A 12014-nucleotide genomic window follows, 5' to 3' on the forward strand; every position below is an offset into this window, starting at 1 on the left:
ACAAAAAACGGGAGAAAGCGAATGTTCGCTTTCTCCCGTTTTATCGTATTGCTTAAAATTTTTCTACACTATCCATGGTAACTCGTGCGTAAACAAGTTTTTCTTCTGGTGGTTTTGTATCTGAAATGGTTATTGCCTGCAGCAGCATCCGTTCGGCTTCGGCAATCGAATTTACTTGAGAGGTGAACAGTTCTGCAAGCACATTGCCTTTTTTTACCTGTTCGCCTACCTTTTTCAACAGAAGAATGCCTGCGCTGTAATCAATGGGGTCACCTTTGCTGGCTCTGCCGGCACCCAAAACAACCGATGCAATGCCGCAATGCTCAGTATCCATATGTGATATATAACCATCGGCGGGGGAGAGCACCTTGTGGGTGAGTGGTGCTTTGGCAAACTTTTCGGTATCCTCGAGCACCGATACATCGCCGCCTTGTGCGTCTGCCATTGCTTTTAGCTTTTCCAGTGCGTGGCCGCTTGCAATGGCATCTTCGGCTAATTTACGGCACTGCGAAAGTTCACCTTTGCCTGCAAGATAGAGCATGTTGCTTGCCAGCTGCAAACAAACCTCGGTAAAATCTGCCGGCCCGTGCCCTTGCAAAGTATGCACAGCCTCAATTACCTCCAGTGAGTTGCCGATTGCATGCCCCAGAGGAATATCCATATCGGTAATAAGAGCAACTGTTTTGCGCCCCATGTGCTCGCCGATAGAAACCATTGCCTGTGCAAGCTCTATTGAAGCATCCAGCGTCTTCATAAAAGCACCGCTGCCTGTTTTTACATCCAGCAGGATGGCATCGCTGCCTGCTGCGAGTTTTTTGCTCATAATAGAGGATGCAATCAGTGAAATATTATCGACTGTTGCGGTAACGTCTCGCAGTGCATACAGCTTTTTATCGGCAGGGGCAATGTTGCCTGTCTGCCCGATGATGGAAAGACCAATCTCGCGGACAATATCGAAAAAACGCTCTTTTTCAATGGATGTTTGAAAACCGGGGATGGACTCCAGTTTGTCGATGGTGCCGCCGGTATGGCCCAAGCCGCGGCCAGACATTTTTGCTACCGGTACACCGCAAGCAGCTACAATGGGGCCGATTACCAGCGAGGTTTTATCTCCTACTCCGCCGGTGCTGTGCTTATCTACCTTAATACCGGGGATGGGCGAGAGATCAATCATATCACCCGAGTGTGCCATGCAGTCGGTGAGATAGGCCGTTTCGTGTGCGTTCATACCCTTAAAGTAAATAGCCATCAGCAGTGCGGATACCTGATAATCGGGGATGCTACCGCCGGTAAAGCCATCTACCACAAACTTGATTTGTTCATCTGTGAGAACAGAGCCGTTTCGTTTGTCCATGATAATGTCGTACATGCGCATAGTAAAAACCTCCTTATAATGTAGCTAGAATGAAAAAGGCACGGCAAGCCGTGCCTTTATTCGCGGTTAAAGCATTCGTGTTATCTGCTGCCCTTATCGTAGGGGATACCCGAAGCTTTGGGAGCCATAGAATTTTTGGATGTGAAAGCCAAAACAATCAATGTGGCAATGTACGGTATCATTTTATAGATATCGTTGGGGATGCCCAACGATGCCAAAAACGGAATACCCGAATACGCCGATGCGATTGTTTTCATCAAACCGAAGAAGAATGCAGCCATAAGGATACGGGATGGTTTCCACTGCCCGAATATGAGCACTGCCAGTGCAAGAAATCCGTAACCCGAAACGGTTGCGTTAAAGTTGGTGGAGGTGGGGATAACGAATACCAAACCGCCCACACCCGCCAATGCACCCGAAATCATAACACCGACGTAACGCATTTTATATACGTTGATACCCACCGAATCGGCAGCCTGAGGATGCTCGCCGCAGGAGCGCAGACGAAGACCAAATTTGGTCTTGTACAATACGATCCAAGATACCACCAGTATAGCAAACCCAATATAAGTGGTTATGTAAGTGTTTTTAAAGAAAAGGTCGCCAATCACGGGGATATTGCCCAATACGGGGACACTTTCGATGCGGAATTCGTTAACAAACGGAATTTGCTGTACGGTGCGGATCATACGCGCAACATAAATAGCAAATGCAGGGGCGAACATGTTGATTGCAGTGCCGCTGATGACTTGGTCTGCCTTCATGTTAATGGCTGCATAAGCATGCGCTAAAGAAATGATAATACCGGTTAACGCTGCAATCAATATAGCAATAAGAAGGATGGGCTGCCCCGGTATCTTTGCCTGAAATATGTTGATAAACAAAATACTGGTGAACGCACCCATAATCATAATACCTTCCAGCGCGATATTAACAACACCGCTGCGTTCAGAGAACATGCCGCCCAGTGCCACAATCAGCAGAGGAATTGAGAAGAACATTGTTTGCTGAACTAAGAAGTATAAAGTCTCCATTATTCTTCTCCTCCTTTCTTGGTTACATTAACCGTTGTAGATTCTGCATTTGCATTTGCTGCGTGTTCGTCATTCCTTTTCGCAAATGAATGAATTACACCTTTAATCACCAATGCAAAAGCACTGAAGTAGATGATAACGGAAATGATAATTTCAATGACCTGCGGTACAAAATCGTAAAGCTGCATATTGAACCCGCCCACATTGAGGTAAGCAACAAAAATACCCGAGAAGATGATACCGATGGGGTTGTTCAGACCAAGCAATGCCACGGGGATACCGTTGAAGCCTTCGGCTGCCAATACATCCAGCACTTCAATGCCTTTGCCCGAGCCTGCAAGATAAAGCAAAGCGCCGCCCAAAGCCGACAGAGCGCCTGCAATTACCATAGAGAGCATGATGTTTCGCTTTTCGTTAATGCCTGCGTATTTACTTGCTTCACGGTTGTAACCGCACGCTTTCAGCTCGTAACCAAATTTGGTTTTCTCCAAAATAATATAGATAACAATGCCGGCGATAATTGCAATAAAGATACCTGCATTTACGCTGGACGAACTGTTGCCCGCCTTGAAAAGTTGATCCATACCCAATTTGGGCAGCAAAGCGTTGGCAGCTACACGTTTAGACTGGTTTTTGAGCGAATCGAAGATGGTTTTGGTAACCAGAAAGTTTACGGTGTACATACCGATGTAGTTCATCATAATACACGAAATAACCACGTTTACGTTGCAGTATGCATTGAGGATACCGGGCAGAAGCCCCCACAGTGCACCGGCAACCATGGCTGCAAGCAGTGCCACAATCCAGTGGGATGCTCCGGGTAAAAATGTCCATTTAACACCGACATACACCGCTGCGTATGCACCAATAATGAACTGGCCGGATGCACCGATATTAAATAAACCTGTTTTGTTTGCAAAACCAACCGATAAACCGGTAAGGATGATGGGGGTTGCAAAGTAAAAAACCTGCCCGAGGTTTTTCATATCCACAAAGCCGCCCATGATGATTTTCATAAAACCGCCTACCGCTTGCGACGGATTACTTACAAGCAGAACAATAAAACCAACCAGCAAGCCCACAACAATCGCCATCAAAGAGGATACAAAACTTGAAAAGCCTTCGACATGAAAAATTTGGCTGCTCCAGCGCCTGTTCATATTTGCTGTTATATTTTTTTCTTTGTTACTCATTTGTCTGCACCTCTTTTCGAACCGGCCATGTACAGACCAAGCTCTTGAACTGTAACCGTTTTCGGATCAAGCTCTGCGACGATTTCGCCCTCATAGATGACAAGAATGCGGTCGCTCACGTTCATTACCTCATCCAACTCTAACGAAACAAGCAAAATGCCCTTGCCCTCATCACGCTCTGCAACCAGTTTTTTATGAATATATTCGATTGCACCTACGTCCAAACCGCGGGTGGGCTGTACGGCAATCAGCAGGTCGGGGTCGCGGTCGATTTCGCGTGCAACAATTGCCTTTTGCTGGTTGCCGCCCGACATACTGCGTGTAATGGTTCGTGTACCCTGTCCGCTTCGAATATCAAATTTATCAATTAATGTATCGGCATATTTGTAAATTTCGTCGTATTTTAGGAAACCATGGTTTTGAAACTGCGGGGTGAAATAGCTTTGCAGTACCAGATTGTACGCCAAATTGTAATCCAGCACCAAACCATGCTTGTGTCGGTCCTCGGGGATGTGCCCGATTCCGCCTATGTTGCGCTCACGAATGGTGGATTGAGTAATGTCTTTGCCTTTCAGCTCGATTGTGCCGGAATCGGGATGAATCAGCCCGGTTAGCGCATACACCAGTTCACTTTGCCCGTTGCCGTCGATGCCTGCAATACACACAATCTCGCCCGCATGAACATTGAGTGAAACATTGTTTACCACCATTTTACTCGTCAGCTTGTTCTTAACGCTTAAATTTTGGGTTTTAAAAATGACTTCGCCTTGCCGTACATCCTTTTTTTCTACTTGCAGATTGACTTTACGCCCAACCATCATCTCAGACATCTGCTCTTTGCTGGTGTCAGCAACATTTACAGTGCCGATGTATTTGCCTTTGCGAAGTACCGTGCAACGGTCTGCAACCGCTTTGATTTCGTTCAGCTTGTGTGTGATGAACAAGATGGATTTGCCCTCTTGAGTAAGCTCTTTCATAATCTTCATCAGCTCTTCGATTTCTTGCGGAGTAAGCACTGCTGTCGGTTCATCAAAGATCAAAATTTCGTTATCGCGGTAGAGCATTTTTAGTATCTCCACACGCTGCTGCATACCTACTGTGATGTCGGAGATTAGTGCATCGGGGTCTACCTTTAAGCCGTATCGATCAGATAGAGCCACTACCTTTTCACGTGCTTTATCCATCTTTAAAAAGCCATTTTTGGTGGTTTCTACACCCAAAATAATGTTTTCGAGTACGGTGAAATTATGTACCAGTTTGAAGTGCTGGTGTACCATCCCAATGCCCAGCTTGTTGGCATCATTTGGGTTATGGATTTTAACCTCCTGCCCGTTTTTCTTAATGACACCTTTTTCTGGTTGATACATACCAAACAGTACACTCATCAGCGTGGATTTTCCTGCACCGTTTTCGCCAAGCAATGCGTGAATTTCCCCTTTTCTGAGTTGCAGAGTTACATCGTCGTTTGCGATGATGCCGGGAAACTCTTTGGTGATGTTCACCATTTCGATAATATAATCCATACTTGTCACCCCTGCTGTTTTCACTTATTTTGTATTTGATATAAATTAAGCGGTTTCCGTGGTGTTTTGCTTTTTTGAAAAACTACGGCGCGGCCGGCAACCGCTGCCTTTCAAAAAAGAAAAAATGGGAAGGAGCTCAACGCCCTTTGTGCGGAGTCCCTTCCCATATAATCGCAAGCGGGTAAGCGAGTTGCTTTAAGCCAAAGCTATAGGGCAAATCTTACTTACTGCAAGGCGTTTGTATTACTCTACAACCGTAGTTTTAACAGCAGAAGTTTTCAAATCGGTAACTTTCACTTCTTTGCCATCTTTATCGGTATCTTTTACGATAGAGATTTCGTCGGCAGCCATTTTTTTGTACAGTGCTTCGTAATCTTCTTTGGTGAATTTCTCAAATTTGGAGGTATCCATAGGCAGAGATACACCATTGTTGGCAGCGCTGAATACCAGCCCCTGCCCGCCTGGGAATTTGTCTTCGTAATAAGCCTTGATGGTGTCGTAAACAGATACGCCAAGGCCTTTCATAGCAGAAGAAATAACGGTTGGGGATTCGGGAGATTGGTCAACGTCAACACCAATTACTTTGCCTTTTGCCTGCTCTGCTGCAGCCATTGCAGAGTTGCCTACTGCACCGCCGCAAGCAAAGATAACCTGTGTGCCTGCCTGGTACCAAGAAGCAGCCAATGTCTGAGCCTCGGGTGTAGCATCAAAGCCGCCGGTGTAGTGGTAGTTAACACTTACAGAACCATCAGCAAGGCCAAGCTCTTTTGCAGCTGCATCTGCGCCCTGAATAAAGCCGTAACCGTAACGAACAACAGCGGGAACAGCCATGCCGCCCAAGAAACCAAGTTTGGTCATACCGTCTTTTACAGCTGCATAACCTGCAAGGTAACCTGCCTGCTCTTCAGCGTATACAATGCCAACGGCATTTTTCTCTGTACGGAACTCAGTGTAATCGGCATTATGTGGGTTACCGTCGATGAGGATGAATTTTACGTCTGGGTAAGTATCCTGTGCAATGAAGATAGGCTCTTCAAACAAGAAGCCGGGGGTAACAATTACTTTTGCGCCGCCCTTAACAGCCAAATCGATTGCAGACAGGTAAGCATCGGTGCTTTTTTCGGTTGGTTTGTAGTATTTATGAGTAATATTTTTCTCCTCAGCATACTTTTTCAAACCTTCCCAAGAACCTTGGTTAAAAGATTTGTCATCGATTGTACCGATATCGGTGATGAGAGCAAGTTCAAATTTGCCTTCTTCTGCCGGAGTTTCTGCAGATGCTGACTCGGACTCGGATGGAGCACCGGTTTCAGACGGAGCCTTAGAACCGCAAGCTGCCATGGAAAGTGCAAGGGCTGCTGCCAGAACAATTGACAGTATTCTTTTCATACTTTTTCCTCCTAAAAATCGTTTCAGTTTTTTATTAAAAAGCCGAGCGGCTTAATAATTAACCTCTTTGTTTAAATCGCCGGGGCCAAAACCGTTGGGCAAAAGTTCGCGCAATGTGTAAGAGGTGTAATCATCTTCACTTTTTGCGGTAAGGATGCGGAATGTTTCAGGATTGCAAAATTCCATCATCACCTGGCGGCACACTCCGCAGGGATAGGCAAAACCAAACTCCTCTGGTTTTGAATTTTGTTGTGCACCCACAACAGCAATCGCCGTAAACCCGTGCACTCCTTCTGAAATTGCTTTAAAGAATGCTGTGCGCTCTGCACAGTTGGTAGGGGTATAGGAGGAGCTTTCTATATTGCAGCCACGGTAAACTTTACCGTTTTTTGCAAGCAATGCAGCACCAACCATATAGCCGGAGTAAGGTGAGTAAGACATTTTTCGCGCTTCAAAAGCTTCTCGAATCAAAGCCTTGTCATCCATGCCGAGTCCTCCTGATTTTATTTTGTGATAAGGGGTACCAGCGACTGTCCATCGGTTTTTGCTTTAACACCCAGTAAATCTGCGGCAGTTACACCAATGTCGGCAAACGTGCTGCGTGTTCCAAGGTCAGTCCCTGCCTTGATTTGTTTACCGTAAACTAAAAGGGGAGTGTGCTCGCGGGAATGGTCGGTACTGGGGGTAACCGGGTCGCAGCCATGGTCTGCGGTAATCATTAAAACATCATCGTCGCACATCAGCGGTAAAAGCTCGCCCAATTGCACATCAAAGCGGTTCAGTGCATCGGTATATCCCTCCACGTTATTGCGGTGGCCGTAAACCATATCAAAATCAACCAGGTTTACAAAGCAAAGTCCGGTAAAATCCTCTTTGGCATGCGCCAAAGTTTTTGCCATACCATCGTCGTTGCTTGTGGTGCGCTGTGTAGATGAAATCCCTTTGCCTGCAAAAATATCGTAGATTTTACCGACACCAATCGTTGCAAGCCCTGCGTCTTGCAGACTGTCCAAAAAGGTGTGTGCGGGGGGAGCCAAAGAAAAATCGTGGCGGTTGGACGTGCGTTTGTAATCGGGATAGCTGCCGACAAACGGACGGGCAATAATCCTGCCCACACCGTGCTCGCCAACCAGCATGTCTCGTGCAATTTGGCAGTACTCATACAGTTTTTCTACAGGTACAATATCCTCGTGTGCAGCAATCTGGAATACGCTGTCTGCCGAAGTATATACGATCAAATCACCTGTTTTTACATGTTCTTCGCCGTAATCAAGCAAAACCTGTGTGCCGGAGTAAGGCTTGTTGCAAATTGCTTTGCATCCCGTTTTGCGCTCGAATTCATCCATGACGTCGGCGGGAAAACCGTTGGGATAAGTAGGAAGAGGCTTGGGCGAAATAATGCCGGCAATCTCCCAGTGCCCGATGGTGGTATCTTTACCGGCAGACGCCTCGCGCATTCTTGCAAAAGCAGCAAGCGGTGCAGCAGCTTTTTCTCCGCAGCCAATGCCCTCTATGTTAAAGAGCCCCAGTTTTTGAAGATTGGGAACATGCAGCTTCCCTGTATCGTAGCATGCTTTTAAAGTATGGCTGCCTGCATCGCCGTAATTTGCGGCGTCCGGCATTTCACCAATTCCAACACTGTCCAGTACAATTATAAAAACTCTTTTTGTCATACGATCATTCCCTTCGGCTTAGCGCTTAACTATTATAAATAGAAAATTGTTCCTATGCAAGGTCTAATGCCACTTTCATCATATTTGTAAACGAATTTTGTCGCTCTTCTGCGGTGGTGGCTAAACCTTTAAACGGGCAATCGGATATTGTAAGAATGCACAAAGCGTTTTTACCCGCCCTTGCTGCATTCATATACAATGCAGCGGCTTCCATTTCAACCGCAAGCACACCCATCTTCTTCCAACGCAGCAGGCAGTCTTCCTGGTCGTCGTAAAAAGTATCGCTCGAAAGAATGTTGCCTACTTTATAATTTAAGCCGTACTTTTCAGCATTTTCAATTGCTTTTTTCAGCAGCTCGTAGCTTGCAATGGGTGCAAACGTGCCGGGCAGCTGGTATTGTGCTGCAAAGTTAGAGTTGGTACATGCGCCCATACCGATAGCAAGGTCGCCTATGTTTAAATCATCATTGATAGCACCTGCAGAACCAATACGGATGATGTTTTCAACACCGTAAAAGTTGTACAATTCATACGAATAAATACCGATGGAGGGCATACCCATACCGCTGCCCTGGACGGAAATACGTTTACCGTTGTACTCGCCGGTAAAACCCAGCATACCACGTGTATTGTTATATTTTACCACATTTGTCAAGAAGGTGTCAGCCACAACTTTTGCACGCAGCGGGTCGCCGGGCATTAATACGGTTTGGGCGATGTCGCCCATTTTTGCATCAATGTGCGGGGTAGGGATTTTAGCCATATTTTTGTCCTCCGTTTTGTTAGTTTATTTAATACGAACCCGATTCGCCTTTGGTGAGTATTGAAATTGCAGAGCTTGTGCCGATGCGTTCGCAGCCTGCATTTAAAAACATTTCAAGGTCTGCTTTGCTTTTCACGCCGCCGGCAGCTTTCATTTTTACGTTTTTGCCGATATGCTTTTTAAAGAGCAAAACGTCTGCTTCTGTTGCGCCTGCTGTACCAAAACCGGTGGAGGTTTTGATATAATCTGCACCGCCGTTGGTAACACACTTGCAAAGTGCAATTTTTTCTTCTTCGGTAAGGTAGCAGGTTTCAATAATCACTTTCAGTACCTTACTGCCTGCTGCTTTTTTCAAAGCTGCAATTTCTTCAGTAACTTTATCGAATTCGCCATTTTTAACATCGCCAAGGTTCACAACCATGTCTACTTCGTTTGCGCCGTCGGCAATTGCCTGTTTTACCTCTGCAACCTTAACTGCGGTGGTGTTGTAACCTAATGGGAAGCCTATAACGGTGCATATATTGATTTTATCACCATAGGTTTGATGAATACGGGCGATATAGGACGGAGGAACACATACAGATGCGGTTTTATATTGAATTGCCTCGTCACAAAGTTTCTGAATGTCTTTCCAGGTAGAAACTGCCTTTAAAAGAGTGTGGTCAATATGACCATAAATCTGTTTGTTTTCCATATGCGCCCTCCATAAAACTTATAATAAGTATGACCAACTTTTGTGTTAATTGTATGCTATCATATTTCATATGGAGTGTCAACCAAATATTGTTACAATTTTCACTTTTTAACATACAACTTTGTAATAATTTTTGTAATAATTACATTTCTAACAAAAGATGGACACTGCTATTTACATTTTAACAAAAATATGTTAGAGTTATCACAAAAAGCACAACTCAATTTTACATTTTAAGGTGGCGGTATGCGTATGAACAAAAAAACACAGCGTATGAATATGCTGGTAGAAATATTAAAGGTGCGTAATTTTGTATCAATCAAAGAATTGGCATCTATGCTGGGTGTCTCCGAAATGACAATCCGCCGCGACCTTAAAATACTTGAGCAGAACCGTATTGCAGAAAATATTTACGGTACAACCGTCTATAACCCAGCGCATACCGTTACAAAAAGTGATAATGAGTACAATTTTTTCACTGAGTTAGAAAAACAAGACACTCAAAAAGACAGTATTGGTAAATTTGCAGCATCGCTGGTTAGAGCAAGGCGATATTATCATTGTGGATACAGGAACAACGACAGAACGTATTGTTCCGCACCTACCAACCAATAAGGATATTACCGTATTGTGTTACAATATTAACGTTTTGATGGAGCTGAGGCGCAACCCAGGTGTAAAAATGATGTTTGCAGGCGGGTATTATCATTCCAATACACAAATGTTTGAGAGTGCAGAGGGAATTAGTTTTATCCGCTCGTTGCGCGCACAAAAAGTATTTGTTTCGGCCGCCGGCATCCATGAAGGGCTGGGCGTAACTTGTATCGAGAATTATGAGGTGCCTACCAAGCGGGCAATACTGAAATCTTCTTTAGAAAAAATATTGGTGGCAGACTCGAGTAAATTTGATGTGGTACGCTCCGCTTATTTTTGCGATCTTTCGCAAATCAATACAATTGTTACGGACAGCGGGCTTTCGGATGAGTGGAAGCATAGGCTGACTGCAATGGGGATTACGCTGCACTTGGTTTGATAATTTTGCAAAACAAAACGGACGCCTAGGCGTCCGTTTTTATTTTACCATTTTTAGTTCGCAGCCGCTGTAGTAATGGTTCAAAATTTCGTCAAAGGTTGCCCCCTGCCGTGCCATATAATCGGCACCGTACTGGCTTAACCCCACACCGTGCCCGTACCCGCGCACAGTAAAAGTAAAGGTATTGCCCGTTGCTTTTAGGTCAAAATCAGACGAGCGCAGGTCGAAAATGCGCCGAATATCTTTGCCTGTAAGCTGCTTATTGCCAGCCATTGCACTGAGTACATAGCCTGATTCTGAGCGGCTCACGATACGAAGCCACCCGTTTTTGTCTTTTCCAAACTGGATGCTGCTGTCTTCTTTGAGCAGTTTTTCCTGCACCTCCTGTACGGTGAATTCGGCGGTGCTTTCGTAATTGGGGGCGAGGGTATCGCCAAAGCTCTCTACCGGCACAAGGTAAGGGGCGCTGCCCTGCCACACGTTGCTTGCATATTCGGTTTGCCCTGCACTGATGGAGTGATAGGCTGCCACAATCGGTTCGTTATCGTATACCATCACATAAGTGCTGCCCAAATCCGCGGCTTTGCAAATCTTGTCCCAATAAACGTCAAATTTATCCCCAAAACGCTCTTTTGCCTGTTCTTCGGTGACATATCCTTTCCAATGATCGGGGTCTGCCGAAAAATCGGCGCCTTTTAGATTAGGGTCAGGTTTTTTTGCCTGCTCTGCTTTGTTTCGAACAGCAAAAGTGTTTGCTGCCACCGCCTGCGCTGTAAGTGCCTGTGTGTGAAAGGCGGGGGGCATTTCGGCACACACTGCACCGCGTACATAATCGATGCGCTTTACCTTTTGCACTTTGCCTGTAGAAAGGTTGAGAATGCGGAAGGTATCCGCTGCTTCTATGGTGTCGAGTTCTGTACTGTTTTTTTGTGCAACTTGGGGTGCCTCCGTTTGTGTAACCGCCTGTGCAGATTGCTGCTTGGGCGCAGTTTGTGTAGTTTTTTTATCGGGTTCAATAGCAGGCAGCGATGAGCCTACCGCTACCAGCGGTAAGCAGAGTGTGAGCACAGCAAAAACAGAAATAAGTATCATAGGTATTTTCATCTTAAACAACCTTTCTGTTCAGGATATTGATATCTTTTGATTTTTTGCAAACCAAAAAATAAAATCTTTCATATTTTTCGAACAAATCACCTTTAATCAAGAAAAAAATGTATAAAATATTGCTAAAATGAATTAAGTTTTTTTAAATCTTTCAAAATCGATATAATTTTTCTTGACTTCTGCGCTTTACTGGGCTATAGTATTAATAATATTTTTTTACACAGCAAGGCAGG

12 protein-coding genes are annotated in these 12014 nt (G+C 45.1%); 2 read left to right on the plus strand and 10 right to left on the minus strand.

Annotated features, from left to right (window positions below; genetic code table 11):
- Window positions 1-52 precede the first annotated feature (52 nt).
- From EDD70_RS02015 to deoC, 9 genes are all read right to left on the minus strand, one after another.
- A complete protein-coding gene (locus EDD70_RS02015) occupies window positions 53-1375 on the minus strand; it encodes a pyrimidine-nucleoside phosphorylase (RefSeq protein WP_092753511.1) in 1323 nt (440 codons plus the stop codon).
- Between the two features lie 80 nt (window positions 1376-1455).
- Window positions 1456-2409, minus strand: coding sequence for an ABC transporter permease (locus EDD70_RS02020; protein ID WP_092753509.1), 954 nt, complete (start codon window positions 2407-2409; stop codon window positions 1456-1458).
- Window positions 2409-3602 carry an ABC transporter permease gene (locus EDD70_RS02025; RefSeq protein ID WP_341465117.1) on the minus strand — a complete coding sequence of 398 codons (1194 nt, stop codon included), beginning with the start codon at window positions 3600-3602 and terminating at the stop codon, window positions 2409-2411. The genes EDD70_RS02020 and EDD70_RS02025 overlap by 1 nt, the downstream gene beginning before the upstream one ends.
- Entirely contained in the window at window positions 3599-5125 is a 1527-nt protein-coding gene (locus EDD70_RS02030; protein WP_092753507.1) for an ABC transporter ATP-binding protein, read from the minus strand. Before EDD70_RS02030 ends, EDD70_RS02025 begins: the two co-directional genes overlap by 4 nt.
- A 243-nt stretch (window positions 5126-5368) precedes the next feature.
- The gene (locus EDD70_RS02035) at window positions 5369-6514 is read right to left on the minus strand and encodes a BMP family lipoprotein (RefSeq protein ID WP_092753505.1); all 1146 of its coding nucleotides are present in this window, start codon (window positions 6512-6514) and stop codon (window positions 5369-5371) included.
- Window positions 6515-6565: 51 nt separating this feature from the next.
- Window positions 6566-7000 carry a cytidine deaminase gene (gene cdd / locus EDD70_RS02040; protein WP_092753503.1) on the minus strand — a complete coding sequence of 145 codons (435 nt, stop codon included), beginning with the start codon at window positions 6998-7000 and terminating at the stop codon, window positions 6566-6568.
- 17 nt (window positions 7001-7017) lie between these two features.
- Window positions 7018-8187: a phosphopentomutase gene (locus tag EDD70_RS02045; protein WP_092753501.1), complete on the minus strand. Its 1170-nt coding sequence runs from the start codon at window positions 8185-8187 to the stop codon at window positions 7018-7020.
- A gap of 52 nt (window positions 8188-8239) precedes the next feature.
- Entirely contained in the window at window positions 8240-8950 is a 711-nt protein-coding gene (gene deoD, locus EDD70_RS02050; protein ID WP_092753499.1) for a purine-nucleoside phosphorylase, read from the minus strand.
- A 28-nt stretch (window positions 8951-8978) separates the two neighbouring features.
- Window positions 8979-9644 carry a deoxyribose-phosphate aldolase gene (deoC, locus tag EDD70_RS02055; RefSeq protein WP_092753498.1) on the minus strand — a complete coding sequence of 222 codons (666 nt, stop codon included), beginning with the start codon at window positions 9642-9644 and terminating at the stop codon, window positions 8979-8981.
- A 252-nt stretch (window positions 9645-9896) separates the two neighbouring features.
- On the opposite strand from deoC, the gene EDD70_RS15115 reads away from it, so the two are divergent.
- Window positions 9897-10259 (plus strand): DeoR family transcriptional regulator, encoded by a 363-nt coding sequence (locus tag EDD70_RS15115; RefSeq protein WP_243116505.1) that lies wholly within the window; start codon window positions 9897-9899, stop codon window positions 10257-10259.
- Complete coding sequence (locus EDD70_RS15120) at window positions 10207-10677, plus strand: DeoR/GlpR family DNA-binding transcription regulator (protein WP_243116506.1); 471 nt, start codon at window positions 10207-10209, stop codon at window positions 10675-10677. The genes EDD70_RS15115 and EDD70_RS15120 overlap by 53 nt, the downstream gene beginning before the upstream one ends.
- Before the next feature lie 39 nt (window positions 10678-10716).
- Here EDD70_RS15120 and spoIID read toward each other — a convergent pair whose 3' ends face one another.
- Window positions 10717-11781, minus strand: a complete 1065-nt coding sequence (gene spoIID / locus EDD70_RS02065; RefSeq protein WP_092753494.1) for a stage II sporulation protein D — start codon at window positions 11779-11781, stop codon at window positions 10717-10719.
- Between the last annotated feature and the right edge of the window lie 233 nt (window positions 11782-12014).

This window comes from Hydrogenoanaerobacterium saccharovorans (genome assembly GCF_003814745.1).
Classification (GTDB): Bacteria; Bacillota; Clostridia; order Oscillospirales; family Ruminococcaceae; genus Hydrogenoanaerobacterium; species Hydrogenoanaerobacterium saccharovorans.